The following is a 23,942-nucleotide window of genomic DNA, read 5'->3' as shown; positions in this document are numbered from 1 at the left end:
ACTTGTGCGAGCGCTAGGCTTCAGCCGCCAAACTGTCGGCGTACGGGGGATCCCGAGTGGCGAATTTGGCGTTGCATGAAGGGAAAGGAGGGAACGAAAACAGTGTTTTTTTCTTGTTGCGTTCCTCGAATGTCCGGTATATGGTTTCCGGGCGAGCATTGGACAATAACAAGGCTTCAGAGTTCCGCAGCCGTCATTCGTTCGCATGACGATGCTGGTTGAAGGTGCCGAAGCCGACTGCATCTGCAGACACGATCGAACAGTAAGCTAGTTAAGGAACCTATCGCGATGAAAAAGACGCTCTTAGCGACTGCTATTGCTGGTGCCCTGGGCGCCTCCGCTGCGGCTCAGGCGGCGACTGTCTACAACCAGGACGGCACGCAGCTCGACATCTACGGCAACATCCAGATCGCTTACGCGAACACCAAGAACGAGAACAGCAACTGGGAAGACCAGGTTCTCGATAACGGTTCTACCATCGGCTTCTCCGGTCAGCACATCATCAATCCGGGCCTGACCGGCTACTTCAAGGCGGAATTCGAGCATGACGCCGACGAAGAGAAAGTCAACGGCGGCATCAACAACGGTGACCAGGCTTACCTCGGCCTGAAAGGCAACTTCGGTGACGTTCGTCTGGGTTCCTGGGATCCGCTGATCGACGATTGGACTCAGGATCCGATCTCGAACAACGAATATTTCGACAACACCGACTCTACTACCGATCTCGGTGGCCTGTACGGCAACTCGATTGTCGATTCCGTCTCCACTGACCGCGAAGGCGACAAGCTGCAGTACATGTCTCCGGTCTGGGGCGGCCTGCAGTTTGCCGTTGGTACTCAGTACAAAGGTGATGCCGAAGACGAGTTCAACTCCGACTACGGCGACAAGAACATCTCCAGCAACGGCTCCAATGCGTCGTTCTTCGGTGGTGTGAAGTACGCCATCGACGCGTTCTCCGTGGCTCTGGTCTATGACGATCTGGACAACTACGACCTGACCGACGAGACCACTGGCGACCAGTACAGCCTCAAGGCACTGGGCCTGACCGCTCAGTACACCATCGACACGCTGCGTCTGGCAGCCAAGGTCGAGAACAGCGACATCGACTACGCCGGTGACGATGGCGACATCACTCGCTACGCGCTGGGTGCTCGTTACGGCTACATGCTGTCCGACAATTTCGCTGGTGACGTCTACGGTTCTTACCAGTACATCGACGCTGACAAGGAAGTGGCTTCTGTCACTAACCCGGGTTCCGTCAACGCCGCTGGTGACTACGTGGGTGACGATGCATTCAACGAGTTCATCGTTGGTGCCACTTACAACATCTCTCCGGCGATGTACACCTTCGTTGAGTACGCGAACTATGACCGTTCGCATGGCGAAGGCGACGGCGTCGCGTTCGGTGCTGTCTACAGCTTCTAAGCTGTCTTGAATCGATCGGCGATTCGTCGGTCATTCAAACGAAGCCGGTCCCTCTGGGGCCGGCTTTTTCGTATCCCGCCTTTTGATATCAAAGCGCTGACAGAGTCGAGGCTGTTTCGTCTTGCCGCGAAAGGCGGACGAGGCAAGTCACGATGACCTGCCTGCGGCGCTGTCGCGCATCCGTCGATTTTCCCGCTTTCGCATCTCCTGCCTTTTGCCAGATGTCATTTTCGTGACGCGCTGGTAATCTCGATTCAGCGGGCGTTAGTTTCCGCACCATCGTCACGCTGTCGTAACAGGTCTGTCGTATAACAACGATTCCCGTCGGGTGCCCTTTCGCGCCGATGGATCATGAACAATAGGAGACCTTCGATGACACTCTCCCGTCGTCGTTTCTTGCAGGGGGCTGCTGCCGCCGGGGCTGCCGCATCAGTGCCTTTCTACATCAACCGCGCCTTTGCGCAGGATCAGACGCTGCGCATTTACGCCTGGGCCGGTTATTTCACGGATGAAATGCTCTCCGATTTCACTCAGAAAACGGGAATCAAGGCGACATTCACGCCCTATGGCACCAATGATGAATTGATGAACTCGCTGCGGGCGACGGACGGTTCCGGCTTTGACGTCATCATGCCCACCGTCGACCGAGTACCGGGATACGTCGACTATCAGTTGATTCAGCCGCTGGATACCTCGCGTATCAACTGGAAAGGCTGCCTGGAGTCCGCGCAGAGCGGTTCCGAGGTGGGCGGTGTCATCGATGACAAGCGATATTTCGCGCCTTCCGATTGGGGTACCGAGGCGATCGCTTACAACACGCGCTATACGGACATCGATCGGACAACGCTCAGCTACGCCGATCTCTGGAATCCGGATATCGGCGAGGGCGTTACCGTTCGTGCCCATTCGGCGTTGATCGGGATCGGTCTGTGGCTGGAGTCCGAAGGCAAGCTGCCGCGTCCTCTGCTCGATTCGTTCAAGACCGAAGAAGCGATGCGGGCGAACTTCGACGTCATTCTGGCCGAGGCGATCAAGCATAAAGACATGGTGATCCAGTTCTGGTCGACCGAGAACGAAGCGCAGGGCGCCTTCCGCACCAATGGCGCGCTGATCGGCCAGACCTGGGATAGCACGGCGTTTCGCCTGCAGAGCGAAGGCGAACCGATTGCCTACGGTGCTCCCAAGGAGGGCGCACTGGCGTGGATGGAAGGGTTCGTCATTCCGCAGAACGCGCAGAACGTCGACGCCGTCTATGAACTGATCAACTGGTACTACACGCCGGAAGCCGGCGCGATGTTCGTCAAATCGACGGGCTACAACTCCACTGCGGTGGGGGCCGAGGATCTGCTGCCCGAAGCGACCCGCCAGTTCTTCAAGGATTCATATACTCAGCAGGATATCGACAATCTCTGGTGGTGGCCGGTGCAGGACCCCTGGTATGTCGCGCTGCGTAACGAGTATCAGGATCGCTACCTATCCGCTTGAGATCGGTACTGATGCCTCCGCCGTCAACGGCGACGCGCTTGTGCTCCATGCCTCCCGGTTTGAGAGCGCCCGCATGTCGCCGTCTGCGTCGGGGTTCCAAGTAGATAATGACAACGTTCCCATGGGGCCTGCATGGACGGTCGCATTTCCCTTGATCGAATCGCCATGCGATTCGGTGATTTCAACGCGATTCAACCGACCTCGCTCAAGATCGAATCCGGTGAATTCTTCAGCTTTCTCGGTCCTTCCGGCTGTGGAAAGACGACGCTTCTCAATATCATCAGTGGTTTTCTGACGCCGAGCGAAGGTCGTGTGAGCATAGGCGGACAGGAGATGACGCGTATCCCGGTGAATCGCCGACCGACGGCCATGATCTTCCAGAATCTGGCACTGTTTCCGCTGATGAGCGTCTATGAAAACATCGAGTTCGGGCTCGAGGTACGGGGCGTGGATCGTCACGCGCGCCGGCAAAAGGCGGACGAACTGCTGACGCTCGTGGCGCTCGGCGGGAGCGGTCACAAGCCTGTGATCGAGCTTTCGGGTGGCCAGAAGCAGCGCGTTGCCATTGCGCGGGCGCTGGCGGTAGAGCCGCGCGTGCTGCTGCTCGATGAGCCGCTGTCGGCGCTCGATCTCAAGCTGCGTCAGCATATGCGCACCGAACTCAAGGCGATTCAGCGCAAGACCGGTATCACCTTCATCTATATCACGCACGACCAGGGCGAAGCCCTGACGATGTCCGACCGGGTGGCGGTCATGTCGGCAGGGCGCATCGAGCAGGTCGCGGACCCGATGACGCTCTATCGCCAGCCGCAGAGCGACTTCGTCGCCAGCTTCGTGGGCGAGAACAACCGCTTTCCTGGCCGGGTAGTCGCAGTCGAAGAGTCCGACGGCGAAGGCGATATCGTGACGCTGGACGTTGGCCTCGCCAGCCCTTTGCCCGGACGCGCGCTGATTCACGACGGCGGTCAGCGGCTCTCGCCCGGCGATACGGCAACGCTGTACGTACGTCCCGAGCACTGGCGTCTGGGTGGTGCGGATGCGACCGGCACTGCGGTTCGCGGCAGTGTGCACCATCAGCATTTCGAAGGCGCCTGGTTGACGCTGGAGGTCGCACTCGACGGTGGGCCTGTCGTGCGCGTCCAGCTGCCTCAGAACAGTGAAGAGGCGGCAGCAGTGCCGGCAGTCGGCGAGGCGTGCCATCTGAGCTATTCGCCGGGGCAGGCGATGGTCCTGCCGAGCGCAGGCGAGACTTCCCGGGAGGCCGGTGATGTGGCGACAACTGCTTGATCGCTTCGGGCTGCCGGTCGCCTTCGCCATCGTTGGTGTGATGGGTGTCTGGTTGATCTTGATGGTGCTGCTGCCGCAGTGGCAGATGATCGATTATTCGCTGCACCCGTCGCTCCTCCCGGCGGAGCGGGGCGGCGAGAAGGATGTCTGGACGCTGACCAACTACCTGACGTTCTTTCGCAACGATATCCATCTGGCGATCTTCTTCAAGACGATCTGGTCGAGCGTGCTGGTCACCGCGCTGACGCTGATGGTGAGCTATCCGCTCGCCTATTATCTGGCCAAGGTGGCGACGCCGGGGCAGGCCGCGCTCTGCCTGCTGCTGCTGATCATCCCGTTCTGGATCAACGAGATACTGCGCACGTTCGCGTGGTACATCATTTTCGCTTTTCGCGGCCCACTCAACGAGCTGCTTTTTGCGCTGGGCCTGATCGACCGACCGATTCGCTTTCTCAACGGTGATACCGGAGTTCTGGTGGGTATGGTCTACGCCTACATCCTGTTCATGGTCTTCCCGCTCTATAACGCGATAGAGAGCCTGGACGGCAATCAGATCCGCGCGGCCCGAGATCTGGGCGCCGGCTGGATACGGACGCATCGTCGTATCGTGGTGCCGCATGCCAAGCCGGGTATCGCGACGGGCTGCATCATGACCTTCATGCTGGCGGCGGGGAGCTATGCGGTGCCCTCGCTGCTCGGATCGCCGGGGAGTCGCTGGTTCACCCAGATCATCTACAACTGGTTCTTCGAGGGCGGAGACTGGAATCAGGGCGCAGCGTATGCCTTTCTGCTGCTGGCGCTGTGCATTCTCTTCGTCACGCTGATCATGCGGATCTTCAAGGTCGGACTGGGGGATATCGCGAAATGACCCGATTTTCCGCCTCGAACGGGTTCCGGGCCGGCACGCCGGAGGGCTATCGATGAGCGCTTCCCGTTTCTTCGGCTGGGCGATCAAGGCCTACCTGGTCGTGTTCTTTCTCTATCTCTTTCTACCGCTGATCATCATGGTAGCCGCTACGTTCAACGACAGTCGCTTCCCGACGGTGACGCCCTGGAACGGTACGACGTTGAAGTGGTTTTCGGCGCTATGGGCCGATCACGGCATGTGGGTCTCGCTCGGCAACAGTCTGATGGCAGCGGCGGGCGTGCTCTGCGTCGCGGTGCCGATCGGTGTGGCAAGCGCGCTGTTTCTGACGACCGTGGAAGGGCGGGGCAAGTCGTTCGTCTATACGCTGATCCTGTCGCCGCTGTTAACGCCGGGCGTGATCATCGGGATTTCGACGCTGATCTTCTGGCGGCAGTGGGGCATCAGCGGTGGTATCGGGCTGACGATCATCGCGCAGAGCGCCTTCATTGCGGCCTACGTGATGCTCATGGTGACGGCGCGCCTGCAGCGCTTCGATCGTACGCTCGAACGGGCGGCGCTGGATCTCGGCGCCAGCCAGTGGCAGATGTTTCGGCGTATCCTGCTGCCGTATCTGCGCCCGGCGATTCTCTCCGCTGCCGTGCTGGCTTTTCTGCAGTCGCTCGAGAACTACAACACCACGCTCTTCGTGGCCGGTTACGATACGACGCTGACGATCTACATCGCGTCCAAGGTGCGGACCGGCCTGACGCCGGCGGTCAACGCCCTGGCGCTGCTGATGATTGCCTTCACCGTGGTGCTGGCGGTGATCTACGAGATCAAACGACGTCGCGACGCGGCCGCGCGTCTGGCTCGTTAGCCGTCTCTCGTGATGTCCGAGTCGCTGGCGGGACGATGTGTCAGTCGGACCAGGCGATGCCGCAGCTCGGGGTCGAATAGGCCGCGGCTGCGCATCTGGATGCGGGACAGCGCGTCATCGAAATGCAGACGGTCCTGCGTTTCGCGAAGCCATCCTTCGTGTTCGAGAGTGTCCAGCATGCCGCTGAACAACCGCCTGTCGGAGAACTCCGGTGCGTTCAGCCCCGAGAGCAGCGTCAGCCGTTCCGCCAGCTGCCGGCTATGCTCTTCCAGCGTCTGCCGGGTCAGCTCACCGCTCGGATATCGCAGGAGCGACGCCAGCAGCAGATAGACTCGCTCCAGCGTCGGCTGCACCAGTTGACCGAGCAGTCGCAAGTGCTCGCTGGCCGCAAGGTGGCCGGGCTGACGTCTCCAGCCGTCTTCGGTTCGCCTGAGCAGCGAGTGTGCCTCGAGCGTCGCCAATGTCTCGGCGAGGCGCGCGCGCGTGTCGTCAGGCACCGAGAAGTAGAGTTCGTCGGCGAGTAGCGGCCAGGCTGGCTTCAGCAGGGCATCGAGCTCATCGAGCGTGAACGTGATGTTATTGCGAAAGGCGAACGCGACCAGGCTGAAATGCATGAACAGGTGCAGGCCGTTGTTTCGATACCAGGTCAGCAACGTTGCCTGCTCGGGCCTTGCACTGATCAGCTCGCCAAGGGACTGCGATTGTCGATCGACGAAGCCGAGTGCGACCACGTGATCGATCCAGGCGCTGGCATCGCCTATCGGCAGTCGGCAGCGCTCGCTTCCAGGCAGCTCGCGCTGCAGTCGGACCAGCAGTGTCATATGGCTGATCAGCAGATCCGCCTCGATGGTGTGATGTGGCGTGGCGAGCAGCGTCATCGCACACAGAGACACCGCGTTGAGGCTTGCGGCGGCGTTGATTCGGCGCGCCAGCGTCGCGCCGAGCGCCGGTACGCTGCGCTGCAGCCATTCCGGGCGCAGCGCGTCCCGCTGTCCTCGCCAGTCCGGCTCGATGTGATCGAGGAATCCGGCTAACGACAGCGGCTCGCCAACGTTGACGGATACTCGACCGTGCGGCTCGCGCAGGTGCTTGATGACACGCAGAAGATCGAGGGGTGATTCCTTGCGCTTCTTGCCGCCGCGCAGTTCGCGCAGATAGCTCCCGCTCTCGAGCACGCGTTCGTAACCCACGTAGACGGGCACGAAGGCGACATCACGCCTGGCGTCGCGGGCGAAAGAGCGCAGCGTCATCGCCAGCATGCCGGGGCGAGGAGAGAGCATTCGTCCGGTGCGCGAGCGCCCGCCCTCGATGAAATACTCGATCGGATGGCCACGCGTGATCAGGCGATGGAGATATTCGTTGAAAACGCCGGCGTAGAGGCGGTTGTCCTTGAAGCTGCGACGCAGGAAGAACGCCCCACCGCGACGCAGCAGCGGTCCAATCACCGGCATGTCCAGGTTGCGGCCGGCGGCGATATGCGGCGGCATCAGCCCTTCGCGGTAGAGCACATAGGAGAGCAGCAGATAGTCGATGTGGCTGCGGTGGCATGGGACGTAGACGAGGGTGCGCTCGCCGGCGATCGCCTTGACCGCATCGAGCCCGTGCACGTCGACTCCATCATAGAGTCGATTCCACAGCCGCTTGAGCAGCTCGTAGAAAAAACGCAGCACGGGGTAGGACATGTTGGAGGCGATCTCTCGGGCGTAGCGCTCCGCCCGACGGCGCTCCTTCTCTTCAGACGAGGCGTTGGTCGCCGCTGTCTCGCGGATCAGCTCACGCACGGGGCGACTTTCGATCACGCCGCGCATCAAGGTGCGGTGATGCGAGATATCCGGGCCCAGTACGCGTGCCCGAACGCGGCGAAAGTGAACACGCAGCACCCGGGCTACCTTGCGCTGGGTCAGCCGCCCATGGGGACCGTCGACCAAGGGGCGCAACCGGATAGGGTCGCCGAAGTGCACCTCGAGGTGGCGGCCGTTGACGACGACGGAGAGCAGGCGCCGAAGCCTGCCGCTCCAGGCCCAGTCGTCGGCGGCGAGCATTTTCCAGAAACCGAAATCCTTGCCGGGGGCGCGGCTCCAGAAAACGCTGACAGGCACCAGTTGAGCATCCAACGCGCTGTCGGCCTCCAACGCCTCCAGTAACGCCTGCAGTTGCGGTGCGTGCTGGCCGGTCACACCGCGACGTGTCCGCTTCAGGCGCGGTAGCGCGAAGCAGGCGGGTAGCCGGCAGGGGCTCCATCGATGCACGTGCGAAGCACGCGGCAGGTTGCGGTCCCGAGTCAACCGCGAGAGTGCGACTTCGTCGGTCAGCGACGCATGGGGCAGTACGTAGAACGTCGGCAGGTCGACATCGATGGCCGGCGATTCCGGTTCGATCAATCGAAAGCCCAGCCAGCGTCCCAGCAAACTCTCCACCAGTCGGTGCCATAGTCTTGGCATTCCGCGCGCTCCCGGCATCGACATGAAATTCCTGTAAATCAACGAGTATAGCGACTGACACCGGGAGCAGCGACGTTGTCGCACCGCGCTTTCCCCGACACGCAAAACGTGCGTCAATCGAGGCGACCAAGGAGGGATGTCGAGGTATGCGCGCAAAATGGCGAGGCGGCAATCGGTTTGAACTGCTGCCGGAGGGCAAGCGCTTTTGGCCGGCGATGCGCGAGGCGATCGATGGTGCCGAGCGTTTTTTGTGGATCGAACTCTATCTGATGGAGTCCGGCAGCCTGGCGGACCGCTTCATCGAGCGGCTGACGGCAGCCGTGGTCCGAGGGGTCGAGGTCAAACTGATGCTGGATGGGGTCGGCAGCATGGGGCTTTCGCGCAGCGACCGGCGACGCCTCAGGGACGGCGGCGTGGCGCTCAGGTTTTTCAATCCGCTGTCGGTCAGCCGTCTGGGTGGCAATCTGATGCGCGATCATCGAAAACTGGTGGTCATCGACGGCGAGACCGCGTTCACTGGCGGTTTCGGCATCGTCGATGAGTTCGTCGATGCCTGGTATGAAGTCGCCGTTCGCATCCAGGGACCGGTGGTGCAGGACTGGATGCGCCTGTTCGCCTACGTGTGGGATTCGCCGCTGACGCGAGGCCGGCGCCAGCGGGATCGGTTGACGCAGGCCTTCAACGCGCTGCCGGAAGCCCCAGCGGACACCGCTGGACCGATTCGCGGGCGTGCGATCTGGGGTAGAGGCCACCGCTATCAGGCCATTCGGCTCTCATTGCACGGGCGCATCTCCACCGCGCGCCGGCGCCTGTGGCTCTGTACGCCCTATTTCGTGCCGACCTTGAGTCTGCGTCGCGAGCTGGCACGTGCGGCGCAGCGCGGCATCGACGTTCGCCTGCTGCTGGCGGGTGGCCACCATGATCACCCCGGCGTGCGCTATACCGCGCAGCGCTTTTACGGGCGGCTGCTCAAGGCGGGTGTGCGTATCTACGAATTCCAGCCCAATTTCATTCACGCCAAATTCTGCGTCGTGGACGACTGGGTCTCGCTGGGCTCGTGCAACTTCGATCACTGGAGCCTGCAGTGGAATCTCGAGGCCAATCAGGAAATCGATGACGTGACATTCGCCGGGCACGTCGCGGCGCTGTTCGAGCGTAATTTCGCCGCCAGCGAGCGTATCGACCCCGACGCGTGGGCGCGCCGACCTCGCTGGCAGCGTGTGCGGGAGTGGTTTTTCGGTACCCTCAATGCCTGGGTGACGCGGCTGAAATAATTCTCTGGGTCGCTCGTCGCTTTAGCGTTTGCCCGTCTTTCGTGGCTTGCCGCCTCGCGCGCCGGGCTTGGATTTCGACGGGCTTTTCGGCTTGGGAGCCTCCGGTGGAACGCGAAAGTGCAGATAGAGATCGAGCGTCAGCTCGGGTAGCTGTGCCGCGAGCGCGGAGAACTGCGCGTCGTCGGCGGTCATCTCCTCCATCTCCGGTTCGTCCTCGAAAAGTGCGGAGAGCGCCATGAACGGCAGCAACAAGGCGGCAACGTGTGCCTCGTCCTGCGTAAACCAGGCGGCCTCGTCGAGAAACACCCCCTGCATGAAACCCGCGCACCAGTCCTCGATCGCGGCCGCCATGTCGCCGTCGTCGTCCAGTTCGGTATCGAATGGCAGCTCCAGCCACTGCCCACGCTCGAGAATCGTGGCGGCATTGGTCTTCAGCGCGTCGAGCAAGCCGAGGATCTCATCGCGTTCGGCGGGGGTGTCGAAACTCGGCTCGCCGGAGAAGAGCTCCGCGACCCACTGGCTCGGTGAGATGGGTCTCGGTGACACGGCCAGCGCCACCATGTATCCGTGGGCGCCGATGACGTCCGGCACCTCTTCGCCAACGCGATCCGCATCGAGGTATTCGTCGAGTCGCGCCAGCGCCTCGTCGGTCAGCGGGGGGTGGCTCTCGACGAGATCTTCGGGATCGAGGGGCATGGTGACTCCGGGGATGAGCAGAACTATCGAAGGTTGCGACGGCAAGAGCCGTACCGCGGCCCGCCAGGTTGGACGTCAGGCGGGGTTGGCGGCATTCTAGCACCCATGACAGATTCGCGTTCTTTTCCCGGGCCGGGCGCCCGTTCGGCAGCAGCCCCCTCGACAGCGGTCTCATCTCCGGCGGCGGCCTCGACCGTCGCACCCGAGGCCGAGACAGGCGCCGCTACCCGGTCGCGCCGGAACGCCCGGGCCCCTCTGGAGCCAGCGCTGCCCGCCAGCGACCCACGCTTCCTCACGTCTCTCGATGAGACCTCGCTCGAGCGGCAGCTCCGTGAACGCGTCGATCAGGCCTGGCGATTGGCCTGCGACGTTCATCCGGAACTGCCGCGACCGGGCGTGTGGTTCGATCTACGCGGTCGCAGCGCTGGCCAGGCACATCACGGACGCGGCGGGCTGCGGTTCAATCGCACGCTCTTGCGCGAAAACCGGCAAGCTTTCATGGATGAGATCGTGCCTCACGAGATGGCGCACTGGCTGGTCTTTCATCTGGAAGGCGGCCTGCGCGCGCGCCCTCATGGCCGAGAATGGCAAACGGTCATGCGCAGTCTCTATGGTCTGAAGCCGACGACGACGCACCGGTTCGACGTTTCCAGAGCGAGCCCGATGCCCTATGTCTATCGCTGTCAGTGTGAAACGCGTCACCGCTTCAGCGCACGCCGCCACGCACAGGCACGACGGGGCGCCCAGTATCGCTGCCGCCGCTGCCGCGGCAGGCTCGAATTCGAGCGCGTCGACGCGCCGGACTGACGGCCGCTCATGCGATATGTCGAGTGCCTCGGGGAGCAGGGTACCGCCGACGGCTGAGACGAAGGTCTAATAGGGGCTGACCGGCGCCGTCGTTATATGCTGACACCCCTGCAGCCGATTCGCTATCACCTTGAGCCGGCTGGGCTTTCGTCTTCACAAACATGCTGGAGGACGGTGCCACCACGGTCTTGAAGCCTGTCAGAGAGGAAGCAGCATGAGCGAACATCAGCGCCTTTACCCCGTCGACGCGTCGCTGGCCGCCAGCGCCTGGGTCGATGCCGACCGCTATCGCGAGCTCTACCGGCAGTCCGTGGAGGATCCCGACACTTTCTGGCGAGAACAGGCCAAGCGCCTCGACTGGGATCGCTTCCCCGACACGATCAAGAACACCTCATTCGCCTCTCGCAACGTCGATATTCGGTGGTTCGAGGACGGTGAACTCAACGTGGCCTACAACTGCCTCGACCGGCATCTCGAACGTCGCGGCGATCAGCCAGCGATCATCTGGGAGGGTGATGATCCCGACCAGCATAAGATCATCACTTACCGCGAGCTTCATCAGCGCGTCAGCCAGCTCGCCAACGCGCTGAGCGCACTCGGCATCGGCAAGGGGGATACGGTCACGCTATACATGCCGATGGTGCCCGAGGCGGCGATGGCGATGCTGGCCTGTGCGCGTATCGGCGCTGTCCATTCGGTCGTGTTCGGCGGCTTCTCGCCGGATGCGCTGGCCGGCAGAATCGTCGACTCCCGGTCACGTGTCGTCATCACGGCGGACGAATCGGTGCGTGGCGGCAAGCAGGTGCCGCTGAAGGACAACGTCGATGCGGCGTTGACGCGAGAGGGGACCGACGTCGTCGAGACGGTGCTCGTGGTCAAGCGCACCAGCGGCGAGATCGAGTGGCAGGACGGCCGAGACCGCTGGTTCGACGAGGTCGTCGATGCGGCGTCCTCCGAGTGTCCTGCCGTGGCGATGAATGCGGAAGACCCGCTGTTCATTCTTTACACCTCCGGCTCGACCGGCACGCCGAAGGGGCTCAAGCACACCTCTGGTGGCTATCTGCTCTACGCGGCGCTGACGCACGAGACCGTCTTCGACTATCACCCGGGCGACGTCTACTGGTGTGCTGCCGATGTGGGGTGGATCACCGGTCATAGCTACATCGTCTACGGACCGCTGGCCAACGGCGCGACCACGCTGATGTTCGAAGGGGTGCCGACTTATCCCGATCATGGTCGTATCGGCAAGATCGTCGACAAGCACAACGTCGCGATCCTCTACACGTCGCCGACGGCGATACGCGCGCTGATGGCCCACGGCGAGCACATCATGGACAGCAGCCAGCGGGATTCGCTCAAGGTGCTGGGCACGGTGGGCGAGCCCATCAACCCCGAGGCGTGGGAGTGGTTCTATCGCGTGGTGGGGAACTCTCGCTGCCCGATCATGGATACCTGGTGGCAGACCGAGACCGGCGGCCACATGATCACGCCGCTGCCAGGGGCGACGGATCTCAAACCGGGCTGTGCCACGCAGCCGTTCTTCGGCGTGCAGCCGGCGGTGGTGGACAATGATGGCCATCGGTTGGAGGGAGCGACGGACGGTAATCTGGTCATCCTCGATTCCTGGCCCGGACAGGCGCGCTCGATCTGGAACAACCATGAGCGCTTCGTCCAGACGTACTTTTCTACCTATGAAGGTGTCTACTTCACGGGTGACGGCTGCCGACGCGACGAACAGGGTGATTACTGGATCACCGGGCGCATCGACGACGTGCTGAACGTTTCCGGTCATCGCATGGGAACGGCGGAGATCGAGTCCTCGCTGGTCGCGCATGAATCGGTCGCTGAGGCCGCTGTCGTTGGCTATCCGCACGATATCAAGGGACAGGGGATCTACGTCTACGTCACGCTGAATGACGATGTCGAGCCGACGGATGAACTCAAGCAGGCGCTCAAGCAGTGGGTGCGCAAGGATATCGGCCCGATTGCCACACCGGATTTCATTCAATGGGCGCCGGGGATGCCGAAAACCCGTTCGGGAAAGATCATGCGACGTATTCTGCGCAAGATCGCCGCCAACGAAACCGACGGCCTCGGCGACACCTCGACGCTGGCGGATCCCAGCGTCGTCGAGGATCTCATCGAGAATCGGCACATCAAATCGTAAAAGTGAATTCGCGTTAAATCCATCAATAAAGGCAGAGAACTAGATGAATATTCGAACCTTCTTTGTCGATTAAACGTATCGAGCGTTTGCCGTTCGGTCGACCTGAAAAGGACTTTCCTCCTGGTACTTTCGTGCCACTCCAATGGGAGGGAAGCGCGCCAGCTTTCCAGGACGACCGAACTTTTTTATGGAATATCGACGACAGGTTTCAGGTGCTTTCACGGCCGACCGTGCAGCGCGATACGGGGCTTGGGAATCTCCATGTGCATGGGGTAACATGCCGTTAATAAGCAGTTGAATGGCATCGTCGCGAGACCTTCCCCTCCGGCGAAAAAACATCGAAGATTCTTGCCCGACATTTAGCGAATATCCAATCAGGTCCGGAGGAGACTCAATGGCCTTTGCCCAGAAATTCATCGTTGCCGATGACCACCCACTTTTCCGGGCGGCCCTCAATCAGGCGCTCCGACAGGTGTCTCCTCAGGCGGAGATCGTCGAGGCGGATACCATGGAAGCGACGACCGAAGTGGTCACCCGTCACCCTGATGCCGATCTCATTCTGCTCGACCTTCATATGCCGGGCGCGCACGGGTTCTCCGGGCTCATTCAGCTTCGCGGTCAGATGCCGGATATCCCGGTGACCGTGATCTCGGGTAGCGAGGAGTATGACGTGGTCCGCCGCGCGATCGACTACGGCGCGTCAGGCTTCATTCCCAAATCCTCGTCGCTCGACGCCATCGCCGAGGCGATCGGCGAGGTGTTGAACGGAGAGGTCTGGCTGCCGGCAGGGATGGCCGACGCGATGGGGGAGGGGAACGAGGAAGATGCGCGTTTCGCCGAGGCCATCGCGTCACTCACGCCGCAGCAGTTCCGCGTGCTCAACATGCTGACGGAAGGGCTGCTCAATAAGCAGATTGCCTACGAGCTGAACGTCTCGGAAGCCACCATCAAGGCGCATGTCACGGCCATCCTGCGCAAGCTCGGCGTCCATTCGCGAACGCAGGCGGTGATTGCCGCCCAGAAGCTGGAGATCGATCCGCCCAAGGTCACCGACGACTGATCGTCGAACTGACGGGTTTCTTGCCGCCGTACCGGGCCGGAGGCGCCGCTGCTCACGTGTCGTGGGGGCGGCGTTTTCGCGTCTTTCCGGTAACTTGCATCCGTTTTATCGCCGGCTGTCCTGCCGCTAGTTGCCGTTCGTTGCCGGTGTCCGTAGCCGTCGCGCCAGCAGCACCATTTCGATGCATGCGAACAGCAGTAGCGTATAGCCGATCAATTCGGTCAACTCTTCCGCGGCGTCCTTGACGACGCGCAGATAGCCGTCTCCCATCATCGTCTGCCACAGCTCGGTGCGACCGTAGAGACGTGAAAAGACATAGGTCGTGAGGAAGCCGCCAGCGAACAGCCCGAAGCCGAACGTATTCGAGATCTGGCTGAACTCTCGTGCGAACGCACGGCGGCAGCGCAGCACCGTGAAGAGTACGGGGATGAGGATCAATGTGACCAGCGCTTGCCAGGCACCATCAAAGACATAAGTGTCGAGCCACAGATCGTTCTCGCGAACGAAGGACGCGCTGAAGAACGCCCATAGCAGCAGTGTCACGGTGGGCATCACGCGCAGTCGCTGGCGGATGTAGAGCATCGAGGAGGCGCATAGCAGCAGCACGATGGCTTGCGTGATCTCGGTCATCGAGAGCTCGCTGAAATTCGGCCCCGTCGCGGCGTGAGCATCGATCAGCAGAATGCTTTGCATGAGGCCGGCCAACGCGGCGATATAGGCGACGCCACGCAGGCCGGCGGCGGGAAGAGATATCTCTGTGCTCGGCATCAAGGTTCTCGCAGGATTATTAGCCTGCGAAACTTACCAGCCTTAAGGTTCTTAAGAAATAGCGGACGATAGAATTTTAAGAAATTCTTAATCCTGGAGAGTGGTTGAGTACTGGAGAGTGATTTAGGACTGGAGAGTGGTCGAGGAGTGGCCTCGCTGAGCCTCCTCCTCGAGCCAATCGTGAATGGCACCGACGCGACGATCGTCGAGCGCACCCTGCGGATAGACCAGACCGTAACGTTTGCCGGTGGCCACCTCGCCGGAGAACGGCGCGATCAGACGACCGCTTTCCAATTCGTCACCCAGCAGGGTGCGCCGGGCGATCGCGACCCCCATGCCGGCAATGGCGGCCTCGACCGTCAGCTGGTTACGGTTGAAGGTGTAGCCGCGCCGCACGTTGACGTCCCTACCGCCGATCGCGCTCAGGTAGTGTTCCCACTCGGCGTAATCGTGGCTGCCTCGCCACGCCGTGACATCGTGCAGTAGCGGATAGTAGCCCAGGGCCCCCGGGTGGGTGAGTGGCGGTCGCCGGCGCAGTAGCTGCGGCGAGCAGACGGCGAAGATCTGCTCGTCGATCAGGTGCGTCGTCTGCAGACCGGGATACTGGCCGTCGTTGAGATCGATCGCCAGGTCGAAGCCGCCGTCGAGCAGCGAGAGATTGCTGTCTTCGGCCGAGACATGCAGGTCGATATCGGGAAACCGCGCCTGCAGTCTCGGCAGGCGAGGCATCAGCCACTTGGCGAGAAACGAGGGCAGGCAGCGTAGCCGTATCACGCCGCTCATGACACCGCCGCGCAGCCGGTCGACCTCGATACCGACGGCGTCGTAGGCCTTTGCGACCACGCCCGCCAGGCGCTCGCCCTCCTCGGTCAGCGCCAGCCGGCGCGGCAGCCGCCGGAACAGTCGAAAGCCGAGCCGCTCCTCGAGCTGCTTGATCTGCTGGCTGATCGCGCCGGTGGTGACATGGAGTTCCTCGGCCGCGCGGGTAAAGGAGAGATGTCGCGCGCTGACCGCGAAGACCTTGAGCCAAGCATGCGTCTGTGAATTGAGCGATGTGTTCACGGTTTAGCCTTGCTAAAAGGAGCGGCAGATATTATCGATTGTACTGGGGCTGTGTGGTCGTGACACTAGAGTCAAACTACAGTGAGCGGCTGTTCTCTGCACGACAGACTCCGTCCGGCTCGCGACACTTCCTTGATCGGCGCCTAGCATTTCAGCGCGTCGGTCGCCGTCAGATGGGGGAATGGCAGTGGCCTTCAGCGTATTCGACCTGTTCAAGATCGGCATCGGTCCGTCAAGCTCTCATACCGTGGGGCCAATGCAGGCGGCCTACGCGTTCGTCGAATCGCTGCGAGAGCGCTCGCTGCTGGCGGCGACGACGAGCGTGACGGTGACGCTCTATGGCTCGCTCAGCGCCACCGGGCGCGGTCACAACACCGACCGCGCCGTGATCGGCGGCCTGATGGGCGAGCGACCGCTGACCGTCGACCCCGATGAGCTCGAGCTGAAGCTTGCGGTACTCGAACGAGACGGCGCACTTGCCCTCGGTGGCATCCACGAAATCGCGTTCGACACCGCGACCGATATCGAGTGGTGCGAGGATATTCTCGACTACCACACCAACGCGCTGCGTCTGCGCGCGAGCGACGGTGATCACGTGCTGTTCGAGAACACCTACTACTCCGTCGGTGGCGGGTTCGTCGTCGATGCGCGGCAGGCCGCACAAGGGGATGGGGTTGCCACGAAGGTCGCCCAGTCGCATCCCTTCACCAATGCGGTCGAGTTGCTGGCACTCTGTCGTCGCGAGGGGATGAGCATCAGCGACGTGATGCTCGCCAACGAGCAGGCCTGGCGCAGCGAGTCGGAGACTCGCGCCGGACTGTGGCGAATCTGGCTGGCGATGAAGGCGTGTGTCGATAGTGGTCTGGATCAGCAGGGCGTGCTGCCGGGCGGTCTCAACGTCAGGCGCCGGGCGCCCGCGCTCCATCGGCGACTGCAGGCGCTGGATGACGAGAAGAGCCTGATAGCCAGTACGTTCTCGGCGATGGATTGGGTCAACCTCTTTGCCCTGGCGGTCAACGAGGAGAACGCCGCAGGCCGGCGAATGGTGACGGCGCCGACCAATGGCGCGGCGGGTATCGTGCCGGCGGTGCTCCACTATTACATGAAGTTCCAGCCGGACGCCTGCGAGAAGGATGTCGTGAGGTTTCTACTTGCGGCGGGCGCCATCGGCATTCTGTGCAAGACCAATGCCTCGATATCCGGCGCCGAGGTCGGCTGTCAGGGAGAGGTCGGCTCCGCCTGCGCCATGGCCGCCGCAGGTCTCGCCGAGTTGATGGGCGGCACGCCGGCACAGGTCGAGAATGCCGCCGAGATCGGCCTCGAGCACAATCTCGGGCTCACCTGCGATCCGATCGCCGGGCTCGTGCAAATTCCCTGCATCGAGCGTAACGCGATCGCTTCGGTAAAAGCGATCAACGCTGCACAGATGGCGCTGCGGGGTGACGGAGAGCATTTCGTGTCGCTCGACAAGGTCATCCGTACCATGCGCGATACGGGGCGTGACATGCAGGACAAGTACAAGGAGACCTCGCGGGGCGGTCTGGCCGTCAACACGATCGAGTGTTGAGCCGCTGCCGATCCGCCAGGCGATCGGCAACGAATGCGATAATCGCCGATAACGACAGCGCCGCTTCGCTATGCCAATATCGATTTTCTTCATCCTGATGTCGGAAGCCGCGCATCATGAAGGGGAAGACCGACGCGACAACCGTCGGTAAGAAAACGATAAGGGCAAGGGACATGAGCGAAGACAGTTGCATCATCCGCCACTTCAGCCACTACGGTGAATTGTCGACGAGCGACAAGCGCCTGCTGGCAGATCTCGAGCAGAGCCCCACGGAAGTCAAGGGCGATCACATCCTCTGGCAGGAGGGTGACAGCGCTCGTGAATTCTGCACGCTGAGCCGTGGCTGGGCCTATTCGTTTCGCCATATGGAAGATGGCTCGCGCCAGATTCTGGAGATCTATCTGCCCGGCGATATCATCGGACTGCGCGAATTTGCGTTCAAGGAACGCCTGACCGGCGTGGCAATGCTGGAAGATGGCATGATCTGTCACTTTCCGCACCGCCGCTTGATCAGCGTATTCCGTGAGTCCCTGACGCTATCCACCATCTTCTTCGCTATCTCCTCGCATCAGCAGGCGCTACTGACCGAGCGTCTGGTCAATCTGGCCCGGCGCTCCGCGCGCCAGCGTCTGGCGCATCTCATCTACGAGATGTTCATTCGGCTCGAGCGCACCAAGGCACGCCAAGGCAACAGCATCCGCCTGCCGCTGTCGCAGCAGCACCTGGGGGATGCTCTGGGGCTTTCCTCGGTTCACGTCAGCCGCACGCTGACCGCCTTTCGCGAGGAGGGTCTGCTGCTGCGTTCGAGGCAGCGTATCGAGTTGCCCGACCCCGGCGCGCTGGCTCGCGAAGCGGAGTTCGGCGATGCCTATCTGAACGACGGTATCGATCATTTCTTCAATCATTGACTCCGTGCCTGGCCGGGGTCGACCAGCCGGCAATGCTCGCCGGCAGGTGCTCGACGAGAAAATCGACCAGTAGACGAATCTTGGGCGATAGCTGGCGATGCCGTGGATAGACGGCCCAGACGGCCGTGTCGGTGAATTGGTACCGGGTGAGTACCGGGATCAGTTCACCGCGCTCCATCGCATTCTCGACGTAATAGTCGGGTAGCTGCGCCAGACCGATTCCCTTGCGCGCGGCATCGAGCAGCGCGGGCCCGGAATTGCCGCGCCAGTTGCCCGACACCTGGACTTCGCGCTGTTTGCCGTCGACGTTGAAAAGCCAGCTGTCGCGCGAGCCGATCAGGCAATTGTGGCGGGCGAGTTCGGAAAGACTGTGGGGCGCCGCGTGTCGCTGAAAATAGTCGGGGGAGCCGACGATATTCTCGCGGCGGGAGCAGAGCCGCCGCGCGAGCAGGCTCGAATCTCTCAACACGCCCATGCGGATAGCGATATCGAACCCTTCGTCGATCAGCTCCACCGTTCGATTGGTGAAGTGCAGGCGTACCTCCAACTGCGGATAGAGACGGTGAAAATCGTTGACCAGCGGGGCGATATAGCGCTCGCCGAAGGTTGTCGCACAGCTTAGCGCCAGTCTTCCGCGCGGCTGTGACTGCAGCGCATTGAGCGCGCTTTCCGCTTCCTCGAATCCATCCAGGAGCGTTCGACAGTGCTCGAAGTAGAGCGCACCGCTGTCGGTCAGACGAATCTGGCGGGTCGTGCGGTAGAGCAAGGGCGTGCCCAGCGTCTGCTCGAGCTGGCTGACCAGGCGACTGACGTGCGAGTTGGACACCTTCAGCGAGGCGGCGGCGCGCGAGAACGTGCCCAGGCGCACGACGGCGACAAAGGCCTCGATCCCCTCCCAGCGTGACATCAGTGCGCCCTGGATTGTTGTTCAGTGACAATAATCATGTGTCAATTGCCTGGTTTATTGCCTTTGAGTGATTGTCTAGACTGAACCAAAACCGACCGCCATGCTAGGTCCGGCATCACGCCCCCTGGTGAGCGAGCCCCAGTCACTCTGAAGGAGACCATCCATGAAATCCCGTGCTGCCGTTGCCTGGGAATCAGGCAAGCCGTTGACCCTCGAAGAGATCGAGGTACAAGGCCCTAAAGCCGGCGAGGTGCTGGTGCGCATCGTCGCGACCAGCGTCTGCCACACCGACGCCTACACGCTTTCGGGCAAGGATCCGGAGGGGCTGTTTCCTTCCGTGCTTGGCCACGAAGGGGCCGGCATCGTCGAGGAAGTCGGCGAGGGCGTGACCGGCTTGAAGCCCGGTGACCACGTGATCCCGCTCTATACCGCCGAATGCGGCAAGTGCAAATTCTGCCTGTCGGGCAAGACCAACCTGTGTAGCTCGGTACGCGCGACTCAGGGCAAAGGGCTGATGCCGGATGGCACCACGCGCTTTTCCAAAGGGGGAGAAACGCTGCACCACTACATGGGCACGTCGACCTTCTCCGAGTACACCGTGCTGCCGGAAGTGTCCCTGGCCAAGGTCTCCAAAGAAGCGCCGCTGGACAAGATCTGCCTGCTCGGCTGCGGCGTGACCACCGGCATCGGTGCGGTGCTGAACACCGCCAAGGTCGAGCCGGGCTCCACCGTCGCCGTGTTCGGTCTGGGGGCGATCGGTCTGGCGGTGATTCAGGGGGCGCAGATGGCCAAGGCGTCTCGGATCATCGCGATCGACGTCAACCCGGACAAGTTCGAGCTGGCACGCCAGTTCGGTGCCACCGAATTCGTCAATCCCAAGGACTACAGCGATCCGATCCAGCAGGTCATCGTCGACCTGACCGACGGCGGTGTCGATTACTCCTTCGAGTGCATCGGCAACGTCAACGTGATGCGCTCGGCCCTGGAGTGCTGCCACAAGGGATGGGGCGAATCGATCGTCATCGGCGTCGCCGGTGCCGGTGAAGAGATCTCCACCCGGCCGTTCCAGCTGGTCACCGGTCGCGTCTGGAAAGGCTCTGCCTTCGGCGGCGTCAAGGGCCGCACCGAGCTGCCCGGCTACGTGCAGCGTTACATGGATGGCGAGATCAAGATCGACGAATTCGTCACCCACGACATGCCGTTCGAGCAGATCAACGAAGCCTTCGACCTGCTGCACGCGGGCAAGAGCATTCGTACGGTGCTGCATTTTTAACACGCGCCCAAAGCCGCGCGAAAGGCGTTTGATACGCGCCCGGAGCTGCGCGAAAAGCTCTGGTAACACGCGCCCGGAGCCGCACGAAAGGCGTTTAATACGCGCCCAGTCCCGCGCGAAGTGCGGCGAATCTGCCGGCGGTGATACCGCCGGCACAGTCAGGAGAGAACCATGTCGATGAGCGAGCAGTTGGAGCTGGTCTCGGCCACCAAGAGTTTCGGTGGCTGGGTCAAGCGCTACAAGCATTACTCCCGAGCGCTGGATTGCGACATGATCTTCGCGATCTATCTGCCGCCGCAGGCCGAAGAGGGCCGTGTACCGCTGATGTGGTGGCTCTCCGGGCTGACCTGCAATGACGAGAATTTCATGCAGAAGGCCGGCGCGCTCAAGACCGCCGCCGAGCTGGGTGTTGCCATCGTCTGCCCGGATACCAGCCCGCGCGGCCTGGATCTGCCGGGCGAACACGAGAGCTACGATTTCGGCTCCGGCGCGGGTTTCTATCTCAACGCCAAGCGCGAGCCCTGGTCGCGCCACTACCGCATGTACGACTACGTCACCGAAGAGCTGCCCTCGGTGGTGCGTCTGCATTTCCCGGTCAACGGCCGCGAGTCGATCAGCGGTCACTCCATGGGCGGACATGGCGCACTGGTACTGGCGCTGCGTCAGCCAGGGCGGTATGCGGCGGTCTCGGCGTTTGCGCCGATCGTCAATCCGACCCAGGTGCCCTGGGGGCAGAAGGCGTTTGAAAACTATCTTGGCGACGATGTCGGGCTGCGCACCCAGTACGATGCGTGCGAGCTGGTCGCCAAAGGCTCGTCGCGCCAGCCACTGTTCATCGATCAGGGCGAGGCGGACAACTTCCTCGAGGAGCAGCTCAAGCCGGAGCGACTGGAAGCGGTCTGCGAGGAACACGACCATCCGCTGACGCTGCGTCGTCATCCGGGCTACGACCACAGCTACTTCTTCATCGCCAGCTTTATCGACGAACATCTGCGTTATCACGCCGAGCGGCTTTACTCGAAACGTTAGTGCGCCGCTGCCATCATCGGGGGACCCACGCCGCCACGGTCGAGCCATGCTCGGCCGTGGCGCGTTGAGAGGCACCTGTTTCCACGGTGGTGTCGCTGTAGGGCGATTATCTGGCGCTTGACGTCAAGTAACAGAACAGACATCGGGCAGAGTAGGGGAGGATCATTCCCATAACAACTCAGGAGCTCGATATGGATCATTCGCGTTTCAAACGACACGTGCTGGGTACGCTGCCGCTCGCCCTGCTTGCCGCGGGTTCCGCGCAGGCGGATCTCGACACGGTGCGCTTCGGCGTGCCGCCCTGGCCGGGTGTCACGGTGAAATCCGAAATCGCTTCGGAGCTACTGCAGGCCATGGGATATCAGACCCGGCAGAGCGAGCTGGCGGTCGGCGTCATTCTCAACGGCCTGGCTAGCGATGATCTCGATGTCTATCTCGGCGGTTGGTATCCGATCGAGCAGGAGATGATCGACCCGCTGGTCGCCGACGGCAAGGTCGCCAAGGTGGCCAAGAACATCAGCGATGCCAATTCGGGCCTGGTGGTGCCGCAGTACGTGCACGAGGCGGGTGTCGACAGCGTTGCCGATCTGGAACGCTACAAGGATCGCTTCCAGGGCGAGATTCAGGGTATCGAAGCCGGCACTGGCATCAACGATGCCATTCTCGCCGCGATCGATCATGACAAGGCCGGTCTCGGCGATTGGCAACTGCGCGAGAGCTCCACTTCGGCGATGCTTGCCTACGCCGATCAGAAAATCTCGAGCCACGAGTGGGTCACGTTCGTCGGTTGGGAACCCCACTGGATGAACGTCAGCTACGACCTCTACTATTTGAAGGACGCCGACGACAGCGGCGTGGCGCAGATCCAGAGCACGGTCTGGACGGTCGTGCCGGCCTCGCTAGAGAAGGCGGATGCCAACCTCTACCGTTTCCTCTCCCAGTACCAGGTCTCGATCGATGACCAGAACGACTGGGTCTACGAGTACAGTCACGAAGAGCGACCGGCAGACGAGGTCGCGCAGGAGTGGATCGCCGGCCATATGGACACCGTGGCGCAGTGGCTCGACGGCGTGAAGACGAAAGCGGGCAAGCCCGCCATCGACGCGGTCAAGGCCGAGCTGGATAGCTGACCTGCTCGTCATTTCGAACATCACTGGCTCAAGTGCCGCTAACGTAAGTACCGCTAACGCAAGTATCGTTAACCCAAGCGCCGATCCAGCGCCTGGCAAAACTGCTGCCAGGCGTTTTTCATGGGTTCGAGTTCGGCATGGCCGTGCAGCGCCGAGTGGACCATGTCCGGGGCGCAGCGATAACCCACCCTGGCACCCGCCGCGCGCCACTGCTCAATGGCGTTTTCCAGCGGGCGGGTCAGCGGATCGCGCTCGACGGCAAGGGCCTCGATGATCTCGGCCGGCGGGCGGTGCGGGTCAACCGCTGGCATCGGACCCCGGTCGATGGTCGTCCCCTGATTGGCCATCTGCCACAGCGAGAGGACATCCGCGCGCGTCAGTAGCGGGGCATCCTCGCCCAGCGTCGCGAGTGTCGGCGTGCCGACGACCGGATAGATGAGCCCGAGCACGCCGGGCCAGTCCGTCGTGGCGGCGACATCGATCGCCAGTCTCCCGCCGGCGCTGTCACCGCCGAGCGCGACCGGCCCGGTGGCCTCGACCACCGTCACGCAGTCGGCCAGTGCTTCGGCGTAGCTCGCCTCCGGCAGCAGGCGGTACTCCACGCTGATCACCTCGCGCGACAAACGTGATGCCAGATTGGCGGTAATACCGTGATGGCTCTGCACGGAGCCGAGATTCCACCCGCCGCCGTGAAGATAGACGACTGGGCCGGGCTTCACGCTTGGCGGCATGAAGCGGCGAATGCCGACGCCGGCGATCTGGGTATCCTCGACGCGCATTCCGGGTGGGTCAGCGGGGCGGTGATGCTGATGCAGCGCTTCGTAGCGGCGTCGGCGTGCGTCGAGTGGAGCTGACGCCTGTTCGTCGAGGATGCTGAGGCGCGCGATGAAATCGTCGATCGACATGCGGGAGAGGCTCCTTGGCTGATAGCG

Annotated in this window: 20 protein-coding genes; 14 read left to right on the top strand and 6 right to left on the bottom strand. The window is 62.2% G+C overall.

The window, feature by feature from the left end; translation table 11 throughout:
- Nucleotides 1–288 precede the first annotated feature (288 nt).
- From IE125_RS12700 to IE125_RS12680, 5 genes are all read left to right on the top strand, one after another.
- A complete protein-coding gene (locus IE125_RS12700) occupies nt 289–1,425 on the top strand; it encodes a porin (RefSeq protein ID WP_189445046.1) in 1,137 nt (378 codons plus the stop codon).
- A gap of 372 nt (nt 1,426–1,797) precedes the next feature.
- Nucleotides 1,798–2,910 (top strand): extracellular solute-binding protein, encoded by a 1,113-nt coding sequence (locus IE125_RS12695; protein ID WP_189445045.1) that lies wholly within the window; start codon nt 1,798–1,800, stop codon nt 2,908–2,910.
- Nucleotides 2,911–3,075: 165 nt separating this feature from the next.
- Nucleotides 3,076–4,197 carry an ABC transporter ATP-binding protein gene (locus IE125_RS12690; RefSeq protein WP_308430143.1) on the top strand — a complete coding sequence of 374 codons (1,122 nt, stop codon included), beginning with the start codon at nt 3,076–3,078 and terminating at the stop codon, nt 4,195–4,197.
- A complete protein-coding gene (locus IE125_RS12685) occupies nt 4,178–5,065 on the top strand; it encodes an ABC transporter permease (RefSeq protein ID WP_189445043.1) in 888 nt (295 codons plus the stop codon). The genes IE125_RS12690 and IE125_RS12685 overlap by 20 nt, the downstream gene beginning before the upstream one ends.
- Nucleotides 5,066–5,117: 52 nt before the next feature.
- A complete protein-coding gene (locus IE125_RS12680) occupies nt 5,118–5,921 on the top strand; it encodes an ABC transporter permease (RefSeq protein ID WP_189445042.1) in 804 nt (267 codons plus the stop codon).
- Here the strand turns inward: IE125_RS12680 and plsB are convergent.
- A complete protein-coding gene (gene plsB / locus IE125_RS12675) occupies nt 5,918–8,362 on the bottom strand; it encodes a glycerol-3-phosphate 1-O-acyltransferase PlsB (RefSeq protein WP_189445041.1) in 2,445 nt (814 codons plus the stop codon). The genes IE125_RS12680 and plsB overlap by 4 nt on opposite strands.
- 146 nt (nt 8,363–8,508) lie before the next feature.
- Between plsB and IE125_RS12670 the strand changes: the two genes are divergently transcribed.
- Nucleotides 8,509–9,636 carry a phospholipase D-like domain-containing protein gene (locus IE125_RS12670; protein WP_189445040.1) on the top strand — a complete coding sequence of 376 codons (1,128 nt, stop codon included), beginning with the start codon at nt 8,509–8,511 and terminating at the stop codon, nt 9,634–9,636.
- A gap of 21 nt (nt 9,637–9,657) precedes the next feature.
- Here the strand turns inward: IE125_RS12670 and IE125_RS12665 are convergent, their stop codons facing one another.
- Entirely contained in the window at nt 9,658–10,332 is a 675-nt protein-coding gene (locus IE125_RS12665) for a YecA/YgfB family protein (protein ID WP_189445039.1), read from the bottom strand.
- 105 nt (nt 10,333–10,437) lie between these two features.
- Here IE125_RS12665 and IE125_RS12660 point away from each other — a divergent pair, with 105 nt between their 5' ends.
- From IE125_RS12660 to IE125_RS12650, 3 genes are all read left to right on the top strand, one after another.
- Nucleotides 10,438–11,139 (top strand): SprT family zinc-dependent metalloprotease, encoded by a 702-nt coding sequence (locus IE125_RS12660; RefSeq protein WP_189445038.1) that lies wholly within the window; start codon nt 10,438–10,440, stop codon nt 11,137–11,139.
- A gap of 214 nt (nt 11,140–11,353) precedes the next feature.
- Nucleotides 11,354–13,306: an acetate--CoA ligase gene (gene acs / locus IE125_RS12655; protein WP_189445037.1), complete on the top strand. Its 1,953-nt coding sequence runs from the start codon at nt 11,354–11,356 to the stop codon at nt 13,304–13,306.
- 394 nt (nt 13,307–13,700) lie between these two features.
- The gene (locus IE125_RS12650) at nt 13,701–14,366 is read left to right on the top strand and encodes a response regulator (RefSeq protein ID WP_189445036.1); all 666 of its coding nucleotides are present in this window, start codon (nt 13,701–13,703) and stop codon (nt 14,364–14,366) included.
- Between the two features lie 126 nt (nt 14,367–14,492).
- Here the strand turns inward: IE125_RS12650 and IE125_RS12645 are convergent, their stop codons facing one another.
- Both IE125_RS12645 and IE125_RS12640 read right to left on the bottom strand, forming a co-directional pair.
- A complete protein-coding gene (locus tag IE125_RS12645) occupies nt 14,493–15,134 on the bottom strand; it encodes a hypothetical protein (protein WP_189445035.1) in 642 nt (213 codons plus the stop codon).
- 123 nt (nt 15,135–15,257) lie between these two features.
- Nucleotides 15,258–16,196: a LysR substrate-binding domain-containing protein gene (locus tag IE125_RS12640; protein WP_189445034.1), complete on the bottom strand. Its 939-nt coding sequence runs from the start codon at nt 16,194–16,196 to the stop codon at nt 15,258–15,260.
- A gap of 187 nt (nt 16,197–16,383) precedes the next feature.
- Between IE125_RS12640 and IE125_RS12635 the strand changes: the two genes are divergently transcribed.
- The gene (locus IE125_RS12635) at nt 16,384–17,763 is read left to right on the top strand and encodes an L-serine ammonia-lyase (protein ID WP_229809091.1); all 1,380 of its coding nucleotides are present in this window, start codon (nt 16,384–16,386) and stop codon (nt 17,761–17,763) included.
- 173 nt (nt 17,764–17,936) lie between these two features.
- Nucleotides 17,937–18,671, top strand: coding sequence for a Crp/Fnr family transcriptional regulator (locus IE125_RS12630; RefSeq protein ID WP_189445032.1), 735 nt, complete (start codon nt 17,937–17,939; stop codon nt 18,669–18,671).
- Here the strand turns inward: IE125_RS12630 and IE125_RS12625 are convergent.
- Nucleotides 18,661–19,578: a LysR substrate-binding domain-containing protein gene (locus tag IE125_RS12625; protein ID WP_189445031.1), complete on the bottom strand. Its 918-nt coding sequence runs from the start codon at nt 19,576–19,578 to the stop codon at nt 18,661–18,663. The genes IE125_RS12630 and IE125_RS12625 overlap by 11 nt on opposite strands.
- A gap of 163 nt (nt 19,579–19,741) precedes the next feature.
- Between IE125_RS12625 and IE125_RS12620 the strand changes: the two genes are divergently transcribed.
- The 3 genes from IE125_RS12620 to IE125_RS12610 all read left to right on the top strand — a co-directional run bounded on the left by IE125_RS12620 (nt 19,742) and on the right by IE125_RS12610 (nt 23,010).
- A complete protein-coding gene (locus IE125_RS12620) occupies nt 19,742–20,851 on the top strand; it encodes an S-(hydroxymethyl)glutathione dehydrogenase/class III alcohol dehydrogenase (RefSeq protein ID WP_189445030.1) in 1,110 nt (369 codons plus the stop codon).
- A gap of 171 nt (nt 20,852–21,022) precedes the next feature.
- Nucleotides 21,023–21,880 (top strand): S-formylglutathione hydrolase, encoded by an 858-nt coding sequence (gene fghA, locus IE125_RS12615; protein WP_189445029.1) that lies wholly within the window; start codon nt 21,023–21,025, stop codon nt 21,878–21,880.
- A 191-nt stretch (nt 21,881–22,071) separates the two neighbouring features.
- The gene (locus tag IE125_RS12610) at nt 22,072–23,010 is read left to right on the top strand and encodes an ABC transporter substrate-binding protein (RefSeq protein WP_189445028.1); all 939 of its coding nucleotides are present in this window, start codon (nt 22,072–22,074) and stop codon (nt 23,008–23,010) included.
- Nucleotides 23,011–23,078: 68 nt separating this feature from the next.
- Here IE125_RS12610 and IE125_RS12605 read toward each other — a convergent pair whose 3' ends face one another.
- Complete coding sequence (locus IE125_RS12605) at nt 23,079–23,915, bottom strand: alpha/beta hydrolase fold domain-containing protein (protein ID WP_189445027.1); 837 nt, start codon at nt 23,913–23,915, stop codon at nt 23,079–23,081.
- Between the last annotated feature and the right edge of the window lie 27 nt (nt 23,916–23,942).

The organism is Salinicola rhizosphaerae (assembly GCF_014652715.1).
GTDB lineage: Bacteria > Pseudomonadota > Gammaproteobacteria > Pseudomonadales > Halomonadaceae > Salinicola > Salinicola rhizosphaerae.
Note: the sequence above shows the minus strand (reverse complement) of the source record. Positions and strands in the feature narration are given on the sequence as shown.